General features: G+C 36.0%; 9 protein-coding genes, 1 rRNA gene and 1 pseudogene. 5 read left to right on the top strand and 6 right to left on the bottom strand.

Annotated features, from left to right (window positions below; all coding sequences use genetic code 11):
- Window positions 1–1,897: 1,897 nt before the first annotated feature.
- On the bottom strand, window positions 1,898–2,227 hold the full coding sequence (locus tag ACFILO_RS07330; RefSeq protein ID WP_375613563.1) for a TIGR01244 family sulfur transferase: 330 nt from the start codon (window positions 2,225–2,227) through the stop codon (window positions 1,898–1,900).
- Window positions 2,228–3,225: 998 nt separating this feature from the next.
- Here ACFILO_RS07330 and parA point away from each other — a divergent pair.
- The 4 genes from parA (at window position 3,226) to ACFILO_RS07350 (ending at window position 9,745) form a co-directional block, all read left to right on the top strand.
- The gene (gene parA / locus ACFILO_RS07335) at window positions 3,226–3,855 is read left to right on the top strand and encodes a ParA family partition ATPase (protein WP_375632443.1); all 630 of its coding nucleotides are present in this window, start codon (window positions 3,226–3,228) and stop codon (window positions 3,853–3,855) included.
- A complete protein-coding gene (locus tag ACFILO_RS07340; protein WP_273790969.1) occupies window positions 3,852–4,082 on the top strand; it encodes a plasmid partition protein ParG in 231 nt (76 codons plus the stop codon). Before parA ends, ACFILO_RS07340 begins: the two co-directional genes overlap by 4 nt.
- Before the next feature lie 1,185 nt (window positions 4,083–5,267).
- Window positions 5,268–5,486, top strand: coding sequence for an EexN family lipoprotein (locus ACFILO_RS07345; RefSeq protein ID WP_375632444.1), 219 nt, complete (start codon window positions 5,268–5,270; stop codon window positions 5,484–5,486).
- Window positions 5,487–9,340: 3,854 nt separating this feature from the next.
- Window positions 9,341–9,745: a flagellar protein FlgN gene (locus ACFILO_RS07350; protein WP_273790974.1), complete on the top strand. Its 405-nt coding sequence runs from the start codon at window positions 9,341–9,343 to the stop codon at window positions 9,743–9,745.
- 405 nt (window positions 9,746–10,150) lie between these two features.
- Here ACFILO_RS07350 and rrf read toward each other — a convergent pair.
- From rrf to ACFILO_RS07375, 5 genes are all read right to left on the bottom strand, one after another.
- A 5S ribosomal RNA gene (rrf, locus tag ACFILO_RS07355) occupies window positions 10,151–10,265 on the bottom strand.
- 1,351 nt (window positions 10,266–11,616) lie between these two features.
- Entirely contained in the window at window positions 11,617–14,757 is a 3,141-nt protein-coding gene (locus ACFILO_RS07360; RefSeq protein WP_375678068.1) for an autotransporter outer membrane beta-barrel domain-containing protein, read from the bottom strand.
- A 135-nt stretch (window positions 14,758–14,892) separates the two neighbouring features.
- Window positions 14,893–16,866 carry an autotransporter outer membrane beta-barrel domain-containing protein gene (locus ACFILO_RS07365; protein ID WP_375678069.1) on the bottom strand — a complete coding sequence of 658 codons (1,974 nt, stop codon included), beginning with the start codon at window positions 16,864–16,866 and terminating at the stop codon, window positions 14,893–14,895.
- A 140-nt stretch (window positions 16,867–17,006) separates the two neighbouring features.
- A complete protein-coding gene (locus tag ACFILO_RS07370) occupies window positions 17,007–19,355 on the bottom strand; it encodes an autotransporter outer membrane beta-barrel domain-containing protein (protein ID WP_375678070.1) in 2,349 nt (782 codons plus the stop codon).
- Window positions 19,356–19,986: 631 nt separating this feature from the next.
- Window positions 19,987–22,509, bottom strand: a complete 2,523-nt coding sequence (locus ACFILO_RS07375; protein WP_375678071.1) for an autotransporter outer membrane beta-barrel domain-containing protein — start codon at window positions 22,507–22,509, stop codon at window positions 19,987–19,989.
- A 2,361-nt stretch (window positions 22,510–24,870) separates the two neighbouring features.
- Between ACFILO_RS07375 and ACFILO_RS07380 the strand changes: the two are divergent.
- A pseudogene (locus tag ACFILO_RS07380) lies at window positions 24,871–25,465 on the top strand (integrase arm-type DNA-binding domain-containing protein); the annotation flags it as partial.
- Window positions 25,466–25,580 lie beyond the last annotated feature (115 nt).

Raw genomic sequence — 25,580 nt, forward strand, 5'->3', positions numbered from 1 at the left:
CCGTTAAAACTCGTCATAAAAGATGCAGTAAAGAATAAGCAACCAGCCTATTTAGCAATAATAGACGTGAAGAAGGAGAAAGGCTGTTTTTAAAATTTCTTGCGATTTTAAGCTTATAGTTTGATAAAATTTAATTGATGACTTTTTTTATTTTAAAAGATTATTGTTTCTTTTTTCTAATTTGGCTTATTATGTCATTTATGCCGTATCATCGTTTATGATGAGAGTTGGTTCGTGTAACCTTACGCATGTGATATTTTGTATTATGTAATGAATATTTTTACAAAAGTTTTGTTTGTCGAGTCTTGTGAAGAAGATTAGTGGTCAGCAGCAGTTTTCGTGCTAACCAATCACGTAAACGAGAATGAAGCTGCTGGAAAATGCTTTAAGTTTCGTTTCTCTTGTATATTGTGATGGGGAATGCATATTAAGGAGACTGCGATTGATTGTAGATAAAAGAAATCATTGCGAGAAAGCAGGTGTATTGTTTCAAAATTTCTAATGCTTTTGATGGATAAAGGCACAATTTTGTTGTCGTAACACGTCAATCTTTCAGATTTTCAAGTTAAAAACTATCCATATATTTCCTTTGTCTTTCACAAATGTAACGCCTATAATGCAAAGGAAAGACAGTCTTGTAAGGATATGAAAACACAAAGCCAATAATGTTTTGTTGTTTTTTGATAGAAATATTGGATAAAAGTTAGAACATCTTTCCAATCTATGTTCGGTCTATTCATGACTTTATGGTGTTGTTTTTCTCATAAAACTTTTTGTTTAGCGATTCTCAACGCGAGCAGTATGTTTGAGATAAGGATTAAGGCGCTTTAGTGCTCTCTCTACTGTTACAGCTTTTGTATACCAGATGGGGAGAGTCTATTGCTATATTCATTTGGATAATCTCTGAAATCAATCTACAGCCTTATTGGGGAAAAATATGAAGTTATCAAGGGGAAAATCAGTCCAGATGACAGTCTTTTTTACATTCGGGTTTGCCACTTTCAAAAGGGTCCAGAGCAATATCTCTTAAATCATGAAAATAACAGCTTCAGGCTTTTGTTGTTCTTTGAATAGGATATCACGTCCCACAGGTAAAATAAAATGCTGGAATATCCTTGTTTTGCTAATTTATGCACTTCTTTTAAAGAAATATCTCTCAACGCTTCTCATATTCATTTTCATGATGGCTCTCATGAATGGTATCATACAAGTTTCGTTGAGCGCTATCATCTTTATGCCTAATAAAAGAGCAATCCGACACCATCCGTTATATTGACAAGCCTTTAGTGTTGTACAGTCTAGGCTATTTGAGAGCGCTTATGAGAGTTTTTTCTTAACTCGTTTTATTTCACACGAACACTTCCTGCTTGTGACATGCAAGAAACACGCTTTTGATTGCTTCAATATAAATAGGCTTGAGAGAATCTTACGGTATTAGGATTTATCATTCAACGTGCAAAATAATTAATTGTTATAAATCAATATGTTGTAGTTAACCATAGATTATGGCTTACGGCTTTTTTTATAAAATACTCTGCATGCCTTTTATTCGGAATATAGGGTTTTCTTAGTGGTTTTACTGTCGTTTTAGGTGTCTGTGGCGTACGAATGAGTTCGTATTGGTAAAGGAAGAGAAAAAGAAGGTGGAGCAGTGATAAAAGGTGAGGTGAAAATAATTTTCTTCGATCATCATATGAATTTTCACGCATTTTTATGGCTTCGGGTGTGTATGCTTGTTGTATATTGAGGAGCAAAGCTTGCTTGTAGAGTTTTATGAAGTGGCAAGCCAAGGGAAAGGCGCAAGACAAAGATTATTGACAGATTGTTTTTTACAAATCGATGCGTATTTAAGAATCTTCGTCTTTTAAGGTGCGGAGGAAATGTGCGAACCCTCTGTTTAAAGACGCGCTAAACGATAAAGATGCAGCGAGCGTGATCCGTGATGACAATAGGCAAGAAGAGGCAGAGAGGCTGTTTTTAAAATTGTTTGCATAGCTTCAACAGCTGACTTTTCTATAGTTGGAGGAGAAATGGGAATGTGATAGGCTTTTATGCCATATTCATTTGCGACCGTTTTAATGCTAGAAAAGTCAGGTTGATGGAGCTCTTCGTGATCGGGGCGGTTACAGATAATTGTTTTAAAACCAGCTTGTGCCAATGTTTTGATATTTTCTATGCTAATTTGGGCGCTGATAAAAATATCAGGTTCAATTTGTTGTAAATTCATTTTTGTTTATTCCCAATTGCACGATCTTCACGATACCCTCTGGTCTGGTATATAGAAAGAACATAATGAAGGTAAGTTTTTCAGTGGCATCTTAACAAAAATATTCTTTTTGTCGAGAAAATCTATTTGGGAAAAATGAGCTGTAAGATGCAAAATATCTCACTCCGCAACATGTTCGTTATGCGATCTTATGAAAGACGGATGTTTGGTCTTTATGGATAATCTATAGTGTTTACTCAGCATAGACATTTCATTGTGTTGTTTGTTTACGCGTTTGCTAGAGGTACCCTTATTTCTCTTAAGCCCATTTTACTCTGTCGAGCGTCAAAGAGTATAAAATTCATGGATCACCACCCTTTTTATGCTTATGAAGAAGGAAGTCGGTACCATTGTTATATTTGCCAACCTCCAATATTGTAATAGTTCTTGGTACTTGAGATTCTGCATAAGAAGCATTTTAAATCCTTTCTTGTACAGTTTTTACCCACACGCCAGCCCTGATTGTACGTACAAGAGATATGATTTTGATTAATTTAATATAAGAGGCATGAAATGAGAGAATCTTCCTGATTTCGGCTCTCTCATTCAACGTGCAAAACAATGAATTCTCCTTATAGTTTGTTGTATATTCAGAGTGGAGCTTGTTTGTAGAGTTGCATTAAGTGGATTGCATGAAGGGAGAATCCCAAAAGGCCAGTGCAAAATAAGAAGCTGGATCATTTACAGCGCATTGTTTACAGATCGACATGGATTTAAGAATCTTCGTTTTAGGGTGGGGGGGGGAAGAAGAGCATGTCTCTTTTAAATTTATTTTGTTATTTTCAAGAATATCATCTTCATAATGTTTTGCTCATGTTAAAGAATATTATAAAAAATTGCGGGCTATTGTTATTTATCCTGAAAATGGGAGAAATGATTATTTTGCACGTATTGGATGCTTGTTTCTTTTATTACTTTCAGTATAATCGTAAAAACGATAATACTGAAAGGCGTAATGGATGATCATTGGACTTTTGAATCAAAAGGGAGGTGTCGGAAAAACGACGTTGAGTGTTAATCTTGCTGCCAGTTTTGCACGTACTGGTACACGGGTATTGCTTATTGATGTTGACCCACAGGGAAGCGCATTGGATTGGGCTGCTGCGCGTGAAGATGCACATTTGTTTTCGGTTGTTGGTTTACCGCGTGCAACGGTTCACAAAGAGATTACACAGATTGGTCATGGTTATGATCATATTATTATCGATGGTCCTCCGCGTGTAACTGATCTTGCTCGTAGTGCTCTTATGGCTTCGGATTTGGTGCTTATCCCTGTTTTGCCTAGTCCCTATGATATTTGGGCAGCGGATGGAATTGTAAAGCTGATTGACGAAGCACGTGTTTATAAAGAAAATCTCAAATCTGCTTTTGTTATTAATCGTAAAATCGTCAATACAGCGATAGGGCGTGATGTGAACGAAGCTCTTGGCATATACCCCGTACATGTTCTTTCTTCTAGCGTTGCGCAGCGTGTGATTTTTGCAGAAGCAGCAGCACAGGGGAAGGCGGTTTATGAAGTTGATAAGCAAGGACCAGCAGCAGCAGAGATTGAAGCGGTTGCAGCGGAAATCAAGGAGTTAGCACGATGAATAAAAAAATTAAAATCGGCACAAAACCAACGAATAAATCAATCCCTTTAACAGCGGATGCATGGGTAGGAAGCCACAAAGGGAGCATGAGTGGAGGTATGAAGCGCCTCACGATTGATATACCAGAAAGTTTGCATCGGTTGATTAAGGTCAGTTGTGCAAGTCGTGGAACTAAAATAGCTGATGAGGTCCGCGAATTGCTTTCACAAAAATACGGAAAAGTGTAAAAAATGATACGATAATTTCGTTGCTTTGAATGCTTTTTCTAGAGATGATATTGATTGTTTTTATACGAAGTTAATAATAAAAGCGCTCTTCCTTTTTCACGATGGTTGCTTCATTCAAGTTGTTTTTCATAAGGTTCTGTATTATCTCATGAAAGAGCTATGAGTTTGCGAAAAATTCTCCGTTTCAAACTTTTCCCTATAAATGTGATAATCATCATACTACTTGTGACCTTATCCGCTAGATGAATAGATAAGTTTCTTCTTCCATAAAAATTATCTTGATAATGATTTAAAACATCAGGTTATTTTTTTGTTTATTTTACTTAATACATGCGTAAATAATGTAATTAAGAGTAGCGTTGATTATTTTTTTCTGTTATGCAGCAATCCGTTTTATTAAATTATATTCATGTTTATAAAGGGGGGGATAAAAATAAGTAAAATTTACTGATATTGACGCGCTATAATTTTTCCTAATAAACAAAAGAAGTCATTGAGTATATTATAGAAAATATTTCTTACATTTATATGATTTTATAGTCTTAAATAGTTAATGCCAGTTGTAATGGTACGCAAGGCAATAGGCTTTTTTCTTCAATTGGAATGTATAAGATCGCTTTTTTAGCATTTCTATTGGCTTTTAAAAAGTACAGGGGGACTTAAAGCTTTCTTTCTTTTCCGGTGGTTTAGAAATGATAAGAGCGCAATTAGTTGATTAAAAGCTGTATTCTTTCGTTTGCAGAGAATTTGCAATGGATATAGGCATGACGAATTTTGGGTAAGATATCGTGCTGCTTCTCGTTACCAAAAGGTTCTTGAAGGAAAAGAAATGATTAAAAAGCTTTTTGAGAATGTCAAGATATCAGAATTTTTGCTGAAGTTTTAACACTTCAAATACAAAGAGCTGCCGTGCAGATAATGTTACAAATGCAAGTCTGATAAATGAAAGGCAGTTTTCATGATTTAACATGTTTGCGTTGGAAGTGTACGTATTTGCAAAGGAAAGTAGACGCAAGGTCACAATATAGGAGGGGATGTGAACCCAAAGATATTGTTAATAAAATATTCGCGTACAGAAGTGGATTTTAAAATTTTTGAAAATGCACAATGAACCGAATGTACAATTTTAATCGGGTGCTAAATTGTGTCCTAAACTTTGTAAATTTGAAAAAGGGGAATTTATTGATGAATAAAGCCATTATTACAGCATTGCTGGTTTGTACTGGACTTGTCGTTTCTGGTTGTGAAAAAACTTATAGCGTAGCGGAATTTAAGAAAGATAAAACATTACTCGAAGAGTGGGCAAAAAAATGTGAAAAGCTGGATCAATCTTCTATGGAGAAATCTAAAAATTGCCAACATGCCAGACAAGCATATATGGAACTTATGTTTGGCATTCATTAAAAACATACAGTTCAATAAATAAGGAATTTTTAAGTTCTTGATTCTATTACATTTTTAGGCTCTCTCTAACTTTTAGAGAGTCTTTTTATGGCTTCAAGAATTAGTCGTTTACGATCAGTACTCTTTGTGTAAACGGATGCTATACTGTCATTTGTTCAGCCCAAAAGTGCTTTCAATTGTAGATAGTATTGCCTCCCAATGAGTTGTTATGTGTTACTGCTAATTTTTTAATGTTTTGGTTACATGTATTTAAAATATGAGATTAATCTATCTTTGGGGTGTTTTTTTTTGCGTTTATCACAAATAAATGTTTCATCACACTAAGATCGTCTTTAAGTGTTGCGGCTAATTTCGGAAAAATTAGGAGGCAACATTTGTTTGGAAATTACGTTCTCTGTTTTAATAAAGAGAAAAACATTCTGAATAGAATTATTATCGTTTCATACTCAAATGTTTTTCTCAAACTATTTTTAAAAAATTTCTTTTGATTTGAGAATATTATAACATTCGTTAAGTTGTGAGACAGTTTTGCTAGGACGGTTTTGCCGGATGTGTGAGGAATTGAGTGCTCTCCACATCTTTTCATTTTTCTCCTCTCTTTTCTGAGTTTGCAAGGTTTTTCCTTGTTATTTTTTTATCTTAATTGTGTCGTGATATTATCATGTTGAGCGGTGGAGCGTATATAAAACTTTACGTATGAGGTGTTTTTTGTTCTCGAGTGTGTGATGAATGTTTTTCTGAATAACACTTTGATTTATAAAAATAATTTAATTATTTTATGTTGAATAAGGATCTCGAATAACGTAAGCTTCTCTTATTCCAAATCTGTTCTCGGTTGAATTAATTAAAACCATCTTCTTGCATGGTACAAGCGGGGAGAGCCGTGTGGATAAAAACTGTTGAAGAAAGACGTAAAAATGCCTCTTATGAATTATCTCAAGTGCTAAAGTTTTGTTGGCAACATTTGGGGCTGAAAAAGTGTGTGATGCTGCTGGTTTATTCTTTCATAAGGGTAAAGATGGTGTTCAATAGATTTATCATAAGCTTCATGAAATATTATTCTTTAGAATTGTGATATGCCCTGAAGGGGAAATTTACTCAATAAAGAGACAAATTATTTACAGATCATATCTGATAGAAAATTTCGTTTTTTAAGGTGGGAGTGAAGTTAAGATTCAAGATAGCGTGAAAAGACGGACACTGATGGTTAAAAATGCATACAAAAAGCAGAGTTTATACTCAAATAGTTGCAAGCGATGTTTGAAATTGGGTGTGTGGTTTATCTGTAGAATTAAAATTCTGCTTTGCTCTTATGTGAAATTAAGATGCTCATTTGCACAGATTATAAAAAGCCAAAAGAGTATGCTTAGTATATTTCTATTACGAGAACTAAAATAACAACAAAAGTATTGATGGTGATAATCAAGGTTGAATAAAGCATAGCGGCTTTTACGAGATCAGCCATAAAAACCTCTTTCTATTCTTTTTGAGGTGATTTTATGAATAACAATATGTTACAATCTGTAATATATGCTGATACAACATATTCGGCAAGCTTAAAATCGTTCCTTTTTTTATAAAAGCTTAAGGAGTTGGAGTATTGTGAATCCTAAAAAAGAAAGCTTTAAAAGGACTATTGATTGATTTTGTAAGTTTTGTGTTGCTGGAAACTTTTTTATCCTGTTATGCTATAAAGCACTGTCATTTATAACGGTAATATAAGACATATAAGTTTTCTTGGAACGTTTAAGTATTTTTTAGTGTACAGTGAATATTCGTAGGTTTATTTGTTGAGCCTTTCGTTTAAGTGAATCAGATGAGGGGAAAGTCAGGAGAAGATCGTTTGACAAAAATTCGAACTGCGTACAGAGCCGATTGAGTTAAGATCTTGGTCCTTTAAGGTGAGCGGCGGAAGACAAAAATGTTTTCTGATCGTTTATCTCATAGAAAGATTGGTTAATGCTGCTCTAATGGGGCATGTTTTGCACAAAAGTAAAGAACGCTCCAAACGAAATATACTTATGTTGTATATTAGTATATTTGTATTGCATATTTATGTACTTGTTTTAGAGAAGTATCTCTTAACGCACACGAAAGACATTTTACGATGACACTCGTAAATGGTATAACGGTAAATGTGAATAGTATAACAGTAAGGCTCTCGTGAAATAATATAAACTTTGAATAATATAAAAATCTGTAGAATGCTATCATCTTTATACTTATGAAAGAGCAAGTCACAATCATCGTACGCTTGCTTCCAATATTTATTATAGTTCTTGGCATTTGCTAAGGTTCATAAGAGGCATTTTTCTTTCAGCGTATTTTATCAACACATCAGGGCGTTGTTTGTGATGTGCAAGCAAGTGATTTTAATTTATTCAACATGGAATAGATTTGAAATGTGATGATTATGAAAGAGAAGAGCTGCATTTAAAAGGTTGAAAACGAGAGAAAGATCGTAAACAAAAATTGTACCTTGATTATAAAATGATTGTTTCTCTGTTTTTATACCAGTAGCACATGTAAAGTCGCGATATTAAGAGCAAACTGTGTTATGGAATGAAATAATCTGTAAGAAGATGCTGTGAAAATTCTGAAAATATCAATGGGGGAGCGTTAAGCATTATGCATTGGATAATATTTTGATTTATAGATGATAATCTATCGTTATTCAACTTGAATTAGATTCCTTAATACTGGAAATTTTTTCATTCCAAATCTGTTTCGTGGTGAATTAACCAAAACAACGTCTTTTGCAGTTACAAGCAGGGAGCTCCCATGCGCAGAGAAATTGTACAAGAAAGGCCATGCTTTATGAACCGTCTCAAGTGCCAAGGGTATCAGAACATAAGGGGTTAGAAAAATATGTGATGGTGCTGGCTTGCTTCTTTTTATTAAGCGTAAAGATGAAAAGTGCTCAATGGATTTTATACATGTCATGGAAGATTTATCATTATACCATTGATGGGCCGCGGTGCGAAATAGGCTTGGGTGCACTTAAGAGATATTTCTTTAAAACAAGCGCGTAAATATGCGATTGAAGACGTATCGAACTGATTGGCTAAGAAACTCTTGAAAAGGTTCAAAAAATCTTATATAGTCATTCATTGCAAAGAAAAGCGAATGATAATTTAAAAAAGGAAGATTGATGGCTGTTTAGCTATTTGAAGATGTCTTTTTTTATATTGCTGTATGGCTGATCTGTTCAAAAGAACATTCTTTTTGTGTTTTATGCAAAATACTGCATGTGTGCAGAACGAGCATGGGAGAGGGGGTGTCCTTTTGAATGGGTGCAAACTGATCTTGTCGGGCGCCATCTTATGGGGCGCAGGAAGGTATACAAGTTTAAGTGCAGAGAGAGCCATAAGGTTATGGAGGGTAAAGTGCTTCTATCAGTAAAATGCTGAAATTTTTAATGGGCTTACGTCCTTATATGCTGCAAGATAGGCTGCGGTTTTTTGTCGGCAGATATTTTTTGTGGCTGAAGTTGTCGTGAAAGCATTGTTATTTTCTGTTGAAGATGAGCTCGTGATAAAATCGGCAAAGATAAAATCGGCAAGGCGAAATAGACAGAGCAAATATGGAAATTTCGATATTGCTGTAAGGTTTAAGTCTATAGCGTTTTTATGGATTAGTATAGCCGCAATGATGGTTTTGGAGCAAAGCAAGAAAAATATTTGAGAGAACTCGTTGAAAGTTGAAGTGGTATACGCTTTGAAGGATTGTCGTGCTGTTGTTTGAGCAATGTTTGCACCACGAGCTTGGTTGAGTGTATCAGCATTGAAGAGAACCTGTTTAGTCTCCCTCATTTGAAAGTAAGATTGAACAATAGTGTTGAAGGGGAAGTAAAAATGTCTGTAGTGCAATATGGTGATGATAGTTTTGCGGCAAAAGCAAAAGTTCTTGATAACAACCTTATTGATCGTGATTGGGCGATGACAAAATTTGTTGCTGCTGTTAAAGGATTAGCTCAAGTTGTTGATTATGAAAGCAATATGCTAGAGAGTAGTGGTGTTCCAGATTACGAAGAAATAAATTTGCGTAAAATACGTGGTTTGCGTGATCTTAATAAATCCATGAGTGATGTGAAGCGCTATATGAATCAAGATATTGAGCATGAGGTTGAAAGTTTGTTGTCTGATTTACAAGAAAAATTACAGCGTAATAGTGAATTACTTCAAACACATTTAAATGCAGTTAATGATCTTTCTAGAGCTATACAACTATCTGGACGTGCAAAAGAAATAGAGGAATGATCAAATCTGCTTAATACGGGCTGTTCTAAGTCATGACAATGATTAGGTAGGGCAGTTGATTTGGATAAATAGTGCGTTTAGTGAGTAGACGTGTTTTAAGCGCATTTTGGTATTTAAATTATTATCCTGATGTACTGTAAAACGCTGTTCTTAAAACAATGTCTTTTAAGCTGTCGTGATGTGAACCGCATGCGGTGAGAAGCTGGCTAGAAGAGAATTCAGAGAAGGCGGATTATTTACAGAGAATTGTTTGCAGACTAAGTCAGTAGGGAGCTTCATTTTTTAGTTTAGGGAGAGGCGCGATCAAGAGAATATTTAGACCAGCCTGTGATGCCTTAAAAACAGCTTCCTTGGGGTGTGGTAATGTAAGGTTTATACATTGAGTCTTTTGCTTGCATTTAGCAGATCTGGCAGCGACTTACTCTTCCTTGCTTTAAGGCAAAGTACTATCAGCGCTGGAGTGTTTCACGGCCGAGTTCGGGATGGGATCTGGTGCGTTCACTCCGCCATAACCACCAAGTCAGCAAAAAGCATGAATGATGAAGAGTATGTGATGAATATTGCCTATAAGCTTCATGGAATATTGTCCTTTAAAGTGTGGTGATATGACGCGGTTCGTTGTTTAAATCTATATGCTTGAGATAAAAATTAAAGCGGTTTATTATTTCCTTCTGCTGTTTTTAGTTTTTGTATGTCAGATTGGAGAGAGCATCCAGATCTGAGTGGATATAGTGCGTATATCTTTGTTGGCGTAATATTTGAAATGGGGAGGCAATCTCATTGGGAAAGAATAAAGAGGTAGAAATCAGCTTCCCTCTGTTCCGCCGTTCTTTAATTTAGCTTTATGTCTTTCAAAAGTATCTAAAGCACTATCTGTTAAATAATGAAGATTCCGCATTGTTTCACGCTTTTTTTATTGTGTTTTTTACTGCGGGCATGTCCTTCATGCACGACAAAATACTCAAAATAGAATGGATTTGTTATTCCTAATTCACGGCCTTGTTTTAAAGAGATATCTAAGCTCTCAAGTCTATTTCGTGATGGTGTTTGTGGGGCGGCGCAACGACATCTTTGATGCAACGGTGCTTGTGAATGGTATAATAAGAAAGTTCCCATCGAAATAATATAAAATCTATAGTGCGCGACCATCTTTATGCTTAATAAAAGAGCAAGTTGATATTGTTATATTTTTCAACACTGTCATATTCTTTGTTTGATCCCAATGTTGCTACAGCCCTTGGCACTTGAGATAGTTCATTAGAGGCATTTTTAATCCTTTCTTAATAGTTTTTTATCCCTATGGCTCTTCCCCCTTGTCACTTGTAAGAGATATGGTTTTTGTTGATTCAACATGGAACAGGTCTAAAATGAAAGAATCTGACGATATTCTGGATTCTCATTTAACATGGAAAACAATTAATTGTCTTTATAAATCAATATCTTGTCTTATAATGGAGCTGCTGTAGCATTGAGATTTTAGAGGAAAAACTTGCCTTTAAGAATTTATACCAGATACTAGTCTTTATAGCAGGTATATTAAATGTACATCATCTAAAATAAATGGAGCGTCCACAGCGAAGAAGGGGCTGACTTTTTTTAAATCGGCATGAATGCTTATTCTGTTGTGCTGTAAAAACATCATCGCTTGAGGTGTGGTGATAATATAAGACATAAAATTTTATGCATGGGGTATTTTGATGAGAGAATGTTATGGTATTTAGTTTTTTATTCAATATGCAAAAGAAATATTATAAGTCAAAATCTTCTTTGATGTGATAATGATTTTTGAGAATTAAAAAAATATATAAATTTAAATAAAAAAGCAGCACTTTGTGCTGCCTTTTTTATTTAAGTTAAAATTAACTTCTGCTTTAGAAACGATAACGTATTCCGCCAGACAAATTGGTGCCAGATACACCGGCTTTTTGCAGTTTTTGCCGATAGCTGATATCGGCGTTTAGTACGATATTTTGAGAAAGATATGCATTCACCCCCATGCCTCCCTCAACTGAAGAGCCGGTAGGATCAACATGAAAGGTATCAGCAATTTTTATTGTTTTACCATCGCCAAAAGTTCTGATAACATTCATTTTACCATAGAAGGAAACAGCCTTGTTTTCTTCAACAGCCATTATCGTTTTTGTTAAACGTCCACCAAAACGGATCAACCATTGATGTGGATTGCCCATGTCTACTTTTAAGCCATTGGTATCTGAGAAAATATCAAACATGAGATTTTGATAAATGAATTGAGCTTGTGGTTCAAAGACAAGCCCTTTTGTATCGGTTGCTAATTTCTGACCAATGGTTGCAGATATATTAAGCATCTCGGTACCATCCAATTTTGCGGCATTCCCAACAAGAGCTGTGGTAATATTTCCTTTTAAGGTTCCGTAAGAAAGAAGAGCGTTGACATATATACCATTGCTATGCTGGATGCCGCTATAAGCGGTAAGTGACCATTTATCAAGCGTTGTCTTTTCAGAATCTTGCATCTCTTTTGGCGTAAAGGCAAGCTTTCCGTACGTTCCTAAAAGACCAAAATGTGCGCTTATGTCTTTGCTTTCTAAGGCGGCTAATATGCCCCCTAATTGTAAGGCAGTATAGTTTACATCAGCACCATAACCATAGTGCAGTGGATCGCGGTTGGAAGATAGGGTGACCTTCTCGCCGTAGGAAGAGAAAAAGATACCATTCTTTTTATTGTCTTTTGCCCCAAATACTGTTGTTTGCATATTGTCTAACAACGTGTTTTGATTGTTTACATCAGTAAATCCAGCAGAAAATAAAGTATTAGATATGGTTAAATAGTTTGCTACCTGTGGTAAAAGGGCTCGAACTTTTTTGTCTTTATCAATGTAGGCATTCTGTAAGCGGAAATCCCAGAAATCACTATTCTTCTTGCCAAAAAGATTTTGGCTCTCATGAGATGTTCCAGGCTTATAGCCTGTGAGTACATATTTATAAGGTTGTTTCCCTATTGTCATATAGTTTTCTGCTAACGTGAAGGAATTTTCGTTTGCTTGTCCGGAAACTTGAATGATTGAAATCCCATGTGTCCCTAAAGGAAGTGAAGCCATCGTCTCTTCCCAAACAGCAGAGCTATCGGTTTGGAGATTGATGTGAACAACAGTACTTCCTGAGACATCACCATTAATCACAATGCGATCAGTTTGTTGTTCCGTGATAGGAGAATGTTTATCCCATTGAGTGTTTACATAAATCTCTGCAAGACCCGCTGTACTATAAACCGCTGCTGTGTGAGTTGTTTCGTCTTCTTGCGAAAGATTAGGTCCTATAAACAGAGTTTGATAATGTCCCTCAATGGGCTTGTCAAACATAATGGCACTGTTTGTAAGGTGCAATTCAGAAAGATTAGAGTATGATTTTTCATCAACACCAAACTGTCTATAGTCATTTAAAATATTATCATTATTTGTGGCATTTTTATTCGCCTTTACAAGCCATTTAGTCCTCTCTTTTAGATCAAAAACTGTTCTATTATCTTTAGAAGTTCTTACCCGACCTTCTAAAGAAGTGTGGTTTGCAACTAATGTAATGGTGTTTGTGGAGGCACTTTCGTTCTTGATATTTTTTAATAAAATATCGGCATGAACTTCTGAATTTTTAAGGTTGACTTCCCCGTTTACGCCTGTTCCATAAAGGTTGATACCGCTACCATGTTCAACGAAAAGCTTTGTATTCTCTAGGGTTACTTTATCAGCAATATTGGCTACATCTTGTTCTTGAACGGCATTGGTGTTCCTTTCAGCATTGCGTGTATATCGTTTTCTAGGGGCATTATACGGATTGTTGCGGAAAATAATACCGTCTGCTTCATAATTTCCCGTGACATGGACGCTTGAATCCTTAAGTTTGATTGTGCCCTCCATGTTTACCAAACCAGCTGTTTCTGCTGTTACAGTAATGCCTGTAGCATCAATTTCTCCACCATCTGATACGCTTAGTGCAACAAAACGCGCATCAACTGTTCCCCCTATCATGTTGACTTTTGAATTATTTCCCTCTGCATGTACAGCAAAACCATTGTCTTGAATTTTTTTGTTATGTAGCGTTATGATCTTACCGTTTTTAGCTTCAACTCCAGCGCTTATATCCTCAATTTGTGTAGACTTTTCAGGTTGTTTTATTGGTGATATTGGTTTTTCAATCTCTGATTTTTCAGATATTTTTTGTGCAGATGAAGATTGCACTGGCGCTGGTTTTGCAGAGCTTGGTGGTAGCAGTAATGTTGGTTTTTCAGTTTCTACTCTTAAAGATATTGGCTGTGCGAGTTCTGGTTCATTAGATGTTGGTATTTGCTCTGTTGTTGGTTTTGTAGGTTCCGTTCTTGTAGGTTCAGACTTTGTAAGTGCTGGTTGTAAATTCGGTGAAGGTTGTGTAGGTTCTGGCTGTGAAGACACAGCAGAATTCGATAGTGTTTTTTCGCTGGAAGAGTCTGCAGAAGAGGAGGGCGCCCCTGAACGTCTTCTAGATTTTGCTTCCATTCCTGTTGTTGAAGATTGTATAATAGGAGTGTTTTGTGTTGTAGGGTTAGATTGTACACCTTCTGTAACTTTAGTCTTTGGTGTTTGTGTACTTCCTTGACTAAGATCAGAGTTTTGTTTTGAAGAAGAAATTATATTTCCAGCTGAATTTCCTTCAAGTTGTGTTTTGGGAGGTAGAGTGCTTGTAGAAGTAGGCGTTGTAAGTTTACTTTCTGTAGAAATAGGGCTTGCGCTCTTTCTTGTGGAGCTAGGTGCTGTAGGGGGAAGGAGGCCATTAGGGGTTGAAGATGGATATGATGGCATAATTCGCCCGATTCCATCATATGGATCTTTATACGGATCAAAAACTCCGGATAGATTTATTTGTGACTTGACATGAGCAGGTTGTAGAGAAGAAGAATCTATCGTTGTTGATGGATTTGTACTATGAATAGCATAAGACATACTGGTGGAAGAACAAAACAGAACTCCGGAAACTGTGTATAGTAAGAAGCTTTTTTTCATATGGATGTATTCCTAAAATATTTCTCCCCTCTCTCATAAAAAATAAAACTTTGGCCTCATTATGTCTCTTTTATAAGAGACAAAACGAAACATAATGAGAGCGCGTTATATTTCAAGATAGGAATACAAGTATTTTTAAAAGTGATAGCGCATTCCAGCGGCAATATTTATTGCAGAGATGCCAGCTTTTTTGAATTTATGTTGATAGCTGATATCACTATGAAGCTCTATATTTTGCGATAAGTGCGCCTGAATACCAAAACCACCTTCAATTAAAGATTCCATAGCAGCAAGCGAAAAGTTTTCACTAAAAGTTTTGATCATGTTCAGTTTTCCGTAGAAGGAAAGGGCATGGCCTTTGTTTTGTGTCAAACGTCCACCAATACGGAGCAACCATTGATGAGGTTTGCTTATGTCTATTTTAGAGTTATCGCCATCTGAGAAAGAGCTCTTATCTGATAAAGAACCAAGCATGAGACGTTGATAAACAAGTTGTGCTTGCGGTTCTAGGATTACACCTTCCAAACTGGTTGACAGTTTTTGACCAACAGTTGCAGCGGCTCCTAATGTTTTACTATTCTTCACTTTTGAGGTATGTTTGATGAGAGCTGTAGCGTGATTTTCTTTGAAAACTCCATAAGAGAGAAATGCACTTGCATAGATGCCACTGTCATGCTGAATATTTCCATATGCGGTGAGTGACCATTTATCAAACATATTTTTTTGAAAGCTCTCCTTGTTTTTAGGAGTAAAAGATAATTTCCCATATGTTCCGAAAAGACCAAAGTTGCTGCTGATATTTTGATCTTTTAGCGCTATTAGTGTTGCTCCTGCTTGCAATGCAGCATAGCGAATATCTGCTTGGATACCATCTTGTTTTGCTTGAACCTTGGAAGAAAAGGTGCTTTTATTGCCATAAGAGGATAAGAAAACGCCTCTTTCTGGATGATCTTTGGGCTCAAACATTGTTATTTGCATATTGTCTAACAAGATATTTTGATTGTTGACATCACTAAACCCGACAGCAAACATCGCGATAGGCATGACTAAAGAGCTTTCTTCTTGTGGTGTAAGAATTGTGCTTTTTGCTGTCCCATTAAGAGAAGTAGAAGTTGCAGTTGCTTTATCATCATCTGTAAGTTTAGAGGTGCTCTCTGTAGCCGCGGTAGCAGTATTCTCAACCTTTGGGAGCAATTTCATATGCGCTTTTTCTGATGTATTAAGAGTCGTTTTTGATTCCGAGGAAGTGGTGTTTGTTTGGGGATCAATATCAGATTGCGAATTTTCATTTATTTTAGGCTGTCTCATTCCATGCTTTGTTCTTGTGGATGAAGTGCTCTTTGGAGGAGGGGATGTTTTTTCTTTTCTCTCCACGTTGGTTATTCCATCCGCGTTCAAAGTCTCTAATACTGCTTTGCGTAAAGCATCAGAAAGTTCTTTGTTTTGTCCTTGTAAGGCAGTATCCACTTGTGCCGCCTTATGTAATATTTCTGCTGTATTTTGCAGTTTGTGCCAATCACGATTGTCTTGGCTTACCCATTGTTGGTGTGCAGCATTAACACGCTGTTGGTTATCAGCTTCAAGGATTGCTGCCGCCTTTACGGCATCGGAAACTGCTTTGTCGTAGCCACGTAATAAATTTTCTCTTGTTTTTAATCGATTCTGACGTAATTGTTCAAGTTTTGCTCTGGCTTGCATCATGCGGTCCGCATCACGATTAAATTGCTCTGACATAGCACGAGCGTATATAGAATCTCTTTCTTTCCGCATTTCCTCTCTATGATCAGGAGTTGCATAACGACCGATCCCTGAGAAATATCTGTTAATTTGAGTTCCTGAATCATCTAATGCTTCTTGAAGTGCTTGATTGAAGTGCGAATTATCCTCCATCATGGCGCCAGAGGCTATCTTTTCAAGATTTTTTTCTGCTTGTGTTGGTGTGTTTATTAAATCAATAGCACGGCGATATTGTTCAGGTAATTTCATAATCCCTTCAATGGCATGGCGTTCCTGGGGGCTTAGAGCAGAGGCGGTGCTGGTAGATGTGAAATTAAAAGAAGAAAAAAATAAAGCACAAGCGGCTGTACATAACAAAAGATTCTTATGCATAGAGATGTTCCTTAAGATATTTTCTTTATTTTGCTAAAAATGAACCACTTTTTGACACATTACGGTTTTTTGTAATGTAGTTAAGCAGCACTGTTTTCATCTCAGCGCTGCTTATGCGTCAAAATAGAGAGCTAAGATTTCTAAAAGCGATAACGCATTCCTCCGGAAAAATTAATTCCAGAGAACCCGGCTTTTTGAAGTTTATGTTGGTAATTAACGTCAGCATGAAGTGCGATATTTTTAGAAAGCTGCGCGTTAATGCCAAGCCCACCTTCAAGGGAAGAGCCCATAGAATCGAGATGGAAAGATTCCATAACATCGATAGTCCGCTCCTCACCAAAAGCTTTGATGACATTCAATTTACCATAAAAAGAAAGAACACGATCTTTTTCAATAGGAAGCATTGTTTTTGTTAAACGCCCTCCAATACGGACCAACCATTGATAAGGGGGCTTTATATTAACTTGGAAGCCATCAATATCTGAAAGAGTGCCAAAGGCAATATGTTGATAAATAAGTTGTGCTTGTGGTTCAAAAGACAGCCCTTCAACACCAGTTGCTAGTTTTTGTCCAACGGTAGCTGATATATTTAATGTATCCGTATTGTTTAATTCTGTGGTGTTGCCGATAAGGGCTGTTGTAATATGTCCGTTTAAAATGCCGTAGGAGAAAAGTGCATTAATATAGAGACCATTGTCATGGTGGAGATTCCCATATACCGTAAAGGACCATTTATCCAGTATGCTTTTGTCAGAACCTTCCATGTCCTTTGGCGTAAAAGCGAGCTTTCCATATGTGCCTAAAAGACCAAGATTCGCGGTTATATTTTGATTTTCTAACGTTGTTAATGTCATGCCTGCTTGTATAGCAGCATAGTGAACATTAGCACCATAACCATATTCCAATGGACTACGGCTGGAAGATAACGTCATCTTGTTGCCATAAGTCGATAAAAATATCCCTTTTTGTTTATGACCTTCTAATCCAAAAACTGTTGAGTGCATATTATCTAACAGTGTATTTTGATTGTTTATATCAGCCAAGCCAGAGGAGAATATTGCATTATGCATAACCAAATAGCTTGCCATTTGAGGAACAAGAGCTTTGATTTTTCCTTCATCATCAAGAGTCGCATTTTGTAGACGGAAATCCCAAAACTCTTCACTTTCTTGCAAGAGACTTTGCTGTTTGTCAGCTCTCCCACGGCTGGATGTTGGTCCATAGCCATTTAATACATATTTATAGGGCAATCCACCCATTGTAGTGTAGCCATTTGCCAGCGTGAAGGCGGCTTCCTCTGCTTTTCCAGACACCTGAACAAGTGAGAGACCACGCGCATTCAAAGGAATTGAAACTTCATCATTATCGAATGGTTCTGCACGCTTTGAAAGATTGTTGAAATAGATCGTTGTGGTGCCTGAGACATTACCATGAACGAGAACACGGTCAGTTTTTTGTTGTTCTTTTATAAGACCATTACTCCATTCGGTATTAAAGTAAATCCTTGCGTTGCCCAATGCATTGTAAACCGTTGTTGCATCGGAGCTTCTGTTTTGCTCTGCTTTCGCAGCTTCAGCTGTTGGCTGTTTTCCCACATGCAAGGTTTGATATTGATTGTCTGCTAGTTTATGCGGCGCATTAAATATAATAGAGCTATTATTAAGGTTCAATACTGAGACAATAGACTGTGCACGTTGTTTAATATCAGTGAGCAAGTATCCTTTAGAGCTGTCAAATTCTTTGTCTACTTCAAATTGACTAATCTTTAGGGACCACTTGCTGTTATTGTTGAGAGTAAAAATCGTTGTATTTTGAGGTAAAGTCTTTGCTCGTCCTTCTATAATCGAATTGTCAGCGCTTAATATAAAAGTGCGAGGATCGATATCTTTTGAGTTTTCTGGGATTTTATTTTTTAATAATATATCAGAACGAATTTCTGAACTTTTAAGTTCTACCTCAGCAACAGATTTTGCATAATCTGGTCCTAGAATACCAATACCATTTTCAACAAGAAGTTTTGTGTTGGTAAGAATTGCTTTATTGATAACTTTTTCGCCCTCTTTTACTTGGGAACTTGGGATGTAATCAAAAAGGATACCACGACTTTTGTGATGTCCGGAAACATTTATGATTGAATCTTCAATATGGATGATGCCGTTTGAAATTTCTAAACCACGGGAATTTGATTTTCCTACAGTTTTTTTAGCATGAATACGTCCACTTGTTGTTGCGGTAAATAAATTTGAGTCTGAACGCATTGTTGAATTTGTAATGGTGATAAAGGCTTTGTCATCAGCAACCACTGTTGTATATGCGCTGCGGATAAAAACGTTATTAAAGTTTTTTTCTTCTCCTGCTTTATCCGCACGAGCCATAACCATTGTAGGAGCTGATGTATTTGCATAAGTTGAACCGAAATGAGAAAAAATCAAAGTTCCAGCAATTGTACATAACAAAAAATTTTTCTTATAAATATATTTCTTACACATAGATATGCCTTTAGTATTTGGTATGCTTTGATGCTTACTTCATTCCCCTGATGGCGCAAGTACCCAAACAGTTTCTATATCATTATGTTTTTATTGTAAACAACAAAACGAAACATTGCGTCGTGTTCTTTATCGTTTAAAAAATGATTTTAGAAGAGCTTTTAAAATAGAGATTGCAGTTAGAAACTATGAATTGCAGAAAAGCTAGATTGATCAGTATTCCGTTTAAAAGTGTTAAGAAACAAAATATTTTGCAAGGATGTTTGTTGCTTAAGGCTGTTGTTATGGAAACTTTACAAAATTTTTGGAGAAGCTGTTGTTGTGTGCTTACAAAAAGCTTTTAATTGATTTTCTTACACAGAGAATTATTTATTACGTGTTTTAAAATACAAAAAATTTTATTAAAAGCATTTGATTTTTATAAATCAAAAAGGCAGCTCTCTTGAGAATTCAGTATTCATTTAGAGATAACAGATTTTATTACATTTGGTTTGAGTGAGATTAATTGGCTCAAGAAAGGTGGTAGAAAGAATAGTTGTTAACGGTTCTTTCCGATAGATTATAAAAAGGCAGCACATTTGCACTGCCTTTTATTAAAATGAATAGAATATAAATTGTTTTTTGCGTTTTCTTAAAACTGATAGCGTATTCCGCCTGAAAAGCTTGCTCCAGATATACCAGTTTTTTGAAGCTTATATTGATAGTTAACATCAGCATGAAGGGCGATATTTTGTGATAATTGTGCATTTACACCAAATCCACCTTCAAGGGCAGCTCCTATAGAATCAAGGTGGAATGGTTCACCAATCTGTATCGTACCATTGTTAGAAAAAGCTTTAACAACGTTTAGTTTACCATAGAAAGAAAGAATACCGCCGTTTTCAATAGAAAGCTTCGTTTGCGTTAAGCGTCCACCCACACGCACTAAGTATTGATAAGGATTTCCCATATCCACATCAAAGCCATCGACATCTGAGAGTGTGCCAAGCATGAGGCGTTGATAAACAAGTTGTGCTTGTGGTTCAAAGACCAATCCTTTCTTACTGGTTTCGAATTTTTGTCCAATGGTTGCTGATGCACTGAATGTATCAGCATTTTTCAATTCTGCAGTCTTTCCTATGAGAGCTGTGGTGATATCTCCCTTGAGCATTCCATAGGAGAAGAGCGCATGGATGTATATCCCATTATTATGGCGCAGCCCACTATATGCAGTAATTGACCATTTATTGAGTGTACTCTTGTCAGCACCTTCCATGTCTTTAGGGGTGAAAGCTAATTTCCCATATGTCCCCAAAAGACCGAAATTGGCGGTCATATTTTGATCTTCTAGAGCTGCTAATGTAATGCCTGACTGTAAAGCTGCATAGTGAATATCGGCACCATAGCCATATTGTAATGGCGTACGGTGAGAGGATAATGTCATCTTATTTCCATAAGTTGAGAAGAAGACTCCTTTGTTTTTATGATCTTTTGTCTCAAAGGTGTTTTCCTGCATCGAGTTGAGTAAAGTGTTTTGATTGTTTATATCAGCCAGTCCAGCTGAGAATAGTGCGTTAGGCATGGACAAATAGCTTGCCACTTGAGGAACGAGAGCTCTGATCTTTCCTTCATTATCGAGAGTCGCATTTTGCAAGCGAAAATCCCAGAAATTCTGATTTTTTTCCAAGATGTTTTGTGCGTTGTTTGCTTGTCCAAGGGATGATGAACCGGTATTTTGCGCTTCTTTCTCTTTTGGTGAAACACCTTCAATCATTGTTCCTGATGCTGATATCGTGTAGATTGTGTAGTCTTTGAGGGTATTTTCTTTTGATTCTTGTGATATTCCGCTAAAGTGACTTTGTGTGCTATCGGCTGTCCCATGGCTGGATGTTGGACCATAGGCTTTGAGTATATATTTATAGGGCAATCCCCCCATTGTGGTGTAGCCGTGTGCAAGTTTGAAGGAATCTTCATTTGCATTTCCAGAAACTTGAATGAGTGAAAGACCACGCATATTCGAAGACACAGAATCTTCAGCTTTTAATATCTCACCTTTCGCAAGGTTCTTGATATGGACTGTTGTGCTGCCTGATACATCACCATGTATAAGGAGGCGGTCAGCTTTTTGCTGTTCTTTTACTAGACCATCACTCCATTCAATATTAAAATAAATTTTTGCATCGCCTGTGGCATTGTAAACTGTATTATAAGTGCTTTCTATATCGGGGATTGTACTTCCCTCAGGTCTACGAACCTCAGCTGTTCGCCCTACATACAAGGTATGATAATGATCTTTTTCCCGCCCTTGTGGTGTCTTAAATATGATAGAACTATTATTAAGATTCAGTACTGAAACGGTAGAAAGGGCTCGTTGTTTAATATCACTGAGCTCATAGTTAAACACATTAAAGTCAGTATCGACTTCCTCTTGAGAGGTCTTTAAGTACCATTTGCTTTTGTTATTCAGAGTCAAAACCGTTGTATTGACTTTTAAAGTTCTTGCTCGTCCCTCTATTGTTGAATTATCAGCGGTTAATGCTAAAGTTACAGGAAGAGTATCGTTGTCATAATATTTACGTTTCGTTTTATTTCTCAATAATACGTCAGATCGAATTTCTGAGTCTTTAAGTTGAACTTCAGCAACGGCTCTTGAGCAGTAGGGACCAAGAATACCGGTACCGTTTTTCACAAGAAGTTTTGTATTGCTAAGAACAACCTTATTGACAACTTTTTCTCCACTTTTCAGTGAAGAATCTTTTGTTTCATAAAAAACGATACTACCGGCACCTCCTCGTTGGACGGTTATGGTTGAATCTTCAACGTTGATTATACCATTCTTTGTTTCTAAACCTTTGTACACTGTATTTGCTTTAATTTCTTTAGCATGAATGCGTCCACCTTCTGATACAGAAAGTGCAGACATTTCCGTGTGTATTGTTGATTTTACAATTGTGATAGCTGCTTTATCATGCGCTAATATTCCAGGTCCTTTATCGCGGACAAGAACATTATTTAAAGTCTTTTCTTCTCCCTTATTTAATTCAATCTTCCCCAAAATTTCAGGAGTTTCAGGAGCCGATGTATTTGCATAAGTTGAACCGAAATGAGAAAAAATCAAAGTTCCAGCAATTGTACATAACAAAAAATTTTTCTTATAAATATATTTCTTACACATAGATATGCCTTTAGTATTTGGTATGCTTTGATGCTTACTTCATTCCCCTGATGGCGCAAGTACCCAGGCAGTTTCTATATCATTATGTTTTTATTGTAAATAACAAAACGAATTATATCGATGATGTTCTCTATGATTTGAAGTTTTGCTTCAGAAAAACTTTTTTTCATGATCATAAAAAGTTGAGAAAAGTGGATTTCATAAAACCTAGCTTGGTTAAGCTTATGCTAAAAGCACTATGAAGTATGATATTTAAAAATTGTCTATTAAAGATAATCGTTATAAAAAGCTCTATAGCGTTGAGATGTATTATTTGATGCACTCACCAAAACGATCAGCAAATTTTTTCTGCTATAAGAAGAAGAGATGAGGGGGCTATTCACAGGCTTTCTTTAAAGAGGCTAAGGGTACCAAAGTCCATTTTTCTAAGGAAGCACAGCCCATTTCGCGATGGTGTTCATGAATGCTATAACGCTAAAGCCATAGAATCCCATCATATTTACGCTTACGAAGGAGCAAGCCGATACCTTTACGCTTAATAAAAGAGCAAGCCCGTCACACATTTTGCTAGCTCCCAATATTTGTGATAAGCCCTTGGCACTTGAGACAGTTCATGAGAGGAATTCTCAGGCTTTTCTTATATAACTTTGCTTCACACGCCAGCCCTGCTTGTAATGTGTAAGTGAATGATTTTGATTAGTTCAACATGGAACAGATTTTAAATGAGAGAAATTTACGATATTCAAGATTTTAATTCAATAGGAATAACGCTAAATTATCATTATAAATCAATATTTTGAATATTTCATTTAAAACATCTTTTATTGATACAAAAAGAACTTTATTGAGTTATTTCATTTTATAAATGAAAAAACTAGCTTTCTTGAGCGTTTTGTATGTGAAAGATAAAGCGCTTGTTGTTAGATTTTCTTTTCATGCATTAATTTTCTCAAAACTGTTTGTTTAGAAGAACCAGCAATGGAAGTGTAAAGAAATCTTTATAGATAGCGACAACACATCGTAAAGAAAGAAATTATTTTATTGCTATAATAGATTGTAAATAACAAAAAAATACAGTCCGTTTTTTTGTTAATAGTAAACGGATTAATATGCTTATTTTTTTATAATTTTATATTAAAATTGGTAGCGTATTCTATCAGAAAAACTTGTCTCGGCTACACGTCTTTTAAAAAATTTTTGATAGTTTACATCAATATAGAGAGTTAAATTGTGAGATAATTGTGTATTGTGCTAAACGCACCTTTAACGGCAGAATCTATCGGATTAAGGTGAAAATGAATACCAATCTGTTTAGTATCATTAATATCAAAGTTTTTTAAGGAAGTTCACTTTCTCATACAAGGATGGGGTACGGTCTTCTACGGTCCTAACAATAGTTTTTGTTAGATACCTACTTATCCGGACTAACTGGGGAGGCTGTCTGATTTAATTTTAAGATTATCAATATGTTAAAAGTCGTTAAAAATCAAATCATTAGCATACAAATCATGTTTGTGGTTCAAACGGTTAGTTCTCTGACTATTTTTTGCAAATTTTTGACAAATGATTGTTGAGGCAATTAACATTTTTACAGCATAACTTTAATAGTATTTTTATAGAAGTTTTAGAGATATTTGCTGTCCAGATATCATAAGGGAAGAGTGTAGCCATATGAAAACACTGTTATGCTCTTATATTATAAGCTATGATTGATTATTTATCCGATATGTTTTTTTTCATTTTCTATATCCTTTGGAATGAATGAGAGTGGCTGTAGGTTTCCTATCTGTTTTAAATGTGCAGTGGTTAACTTTTCATTTTTCTAATATCATCTTTGCTTGGATAGCTCCATGGTGCATATTAGCACCATATCTACCTTCAAAGAGGAGCATAATTGAACGGTAAAGTTGTTGTACTTCCATAAGTGAAAAAGCAAGAAATCTTCTATTTTTTAAGATTTATTCTTAATGCTATTATCTTTATATTATCTAAAAATACACTTTGCTTAGCTTTATGGGCAAATTCGATGATGAATAGCTGCGCAATCCGTGTGAAGAGGAGGAAAAGTGTATTTAAGTAGAAAAGAAAACACTTCAGGAAAAAATCGATTTCATGTACGAAAAGGCAGCATACTTTGTGACATATTCTAGATAAAAATACCTTATCTTTTATCTTGATAAAATGGTATAATATGCTGATTTATAATGATAATTTAGCGTTGATTTCATTGAGTTAGAGTTCTGAATAACGTAAGATTCTCTCATTTGAAACCTGTTTGTCTTAAATCAAGAAAAACCATTCTCTTGCACACCACAAGCGGGGCTGGCGTGTGGGTAAAAAATGTATAAGAAAGGACTAAAAATGGCTCTTATGAATCGTCTCAAGAGCCAAGGGCTTTAGCAACACCCACGAGCTGGAAAATATAATGATGGTGCCGGCTTGCTCCTTCACAAACGTAAAGATGGGGGTGCTCAATGGCTTTATCGTTATACCATTCATGGGCGCTGTCGCTAAATGGACTTGGGTGCTTTGAGAGATGTCTCTTTAAAACAAGCTCGTGAATTGGCACCCCTCCCAATAGCACTCTGTTCTTCGTGATGGTCATGATCCCATTAAAGAACGTGAGAAACGAAAACGTGAGGCAATGCGTAATCTCCATTATTTAAAAGACATTGCCTTAGATGCTTTTGAAAGTTGTAAAGCTGAATTAAAAAATGATGGTAAAGATGGAAACTGTTTTCACCTTTAAAACTCCATATTCTCCCTAAATTAGGCTGTTTGCCTATTTCAGAGATTACACAAACAGAAATAGGCAATACCCTCGCTCCCATCTGTCATACAAAAGCTGGAGCTGCTAATACAGCACTGATGCGTCTCAAACTTTGTTTTAAACAAGCCGCGGCGTTGGGCGTGGATGTTGATTTTACAGGCAGTAGAAAAAGCAAGGGCTCTCTTAAGGAGGGATAGTGTAGTGTTATTAGAACTTATAAAGCGAAAAGGCAGCATATTGTTGCTGCCTTTTTTGTTGATGCATAGAAAAGAAATACGCTGTTTTGACAGTTTTGTTTTAA

The organism is Bartonella sp. AP72JLCBS, from assembly GCF_042195705.1.
Taxonomy (GTDB): domain Bacteria; phylum Pseudomonadota; class Alphaproteobacteria; order Rhizobiales; family Rhizobiaceae; genus Bartonella.

Excerpts from the sequence above, each read along its gene's own strand:
- ACFILO_RS07330 (WP_375613563.1), bottom strand. The coding sequence starts at position 2,227 with ATGAATTTACAACAAATTGAACCTGATATTTTTATCAGCGCCCAAATT.
- ACFILO_RS07365 (WP_375678069.1), bottom strand. The coding sequence starts at position 16,866 with ATGCATAAGAATCTTTTGTTATGTACAGCCGCTTGTGCTTTATTTTTT.
- parA (WP_375632443.1), top strand. The coding sequence starts at position 3,226 with ATGATCATTGGACTTTTGAATCAAAAGGGAGGTGTCGGAAAAACGACG.
- ACFILO_RS07370 (WP_375678070.1), bottom strand. The coding sequence starts at position 19,355 with ATGTGTAAGAAATATATTTATAAGAAAAATTTTTTGTTATGTACAATT.
- ACFILO_RS07345 (WP_375632444.1), top strand. The coding sequence starts at position 5,268 with ATGAATAAAGCCATTATTACAGCATTGCTGGTTTGTACTGGACTTGTC.
- ACFILO_RS07360 (WP_375678068.1), bottom strand. The coding sequence starts at position 14,757 with ATGAAAAAAAGCTTCTTACTATACACAGTTTCCGGAGTTCTGTTTTGT.
- ACFILO_RS07375 (WP_375678071.1), bottom strand. The coding sequence starts at position 22,509 with ATGTGTAAGAAATATATTTATAAGAAAAATTTTTTGTTATGTACAATT.
- ACFILO_RS07340 (WP_273790969.1), top strand. The coding sequence starts at position 3,852 with ATGAATAAAAAAATTAAAATCGGCACAAAACCAACGAATAAATCAATC.
- ACFILO_RS07350 (WP_273790974.1), top strand. The coding sequence starts at position 9,341 with ATGTCTGTAGTGCAATATGGTGATGATAGTTTTGCGGCAAAAGCAAAA.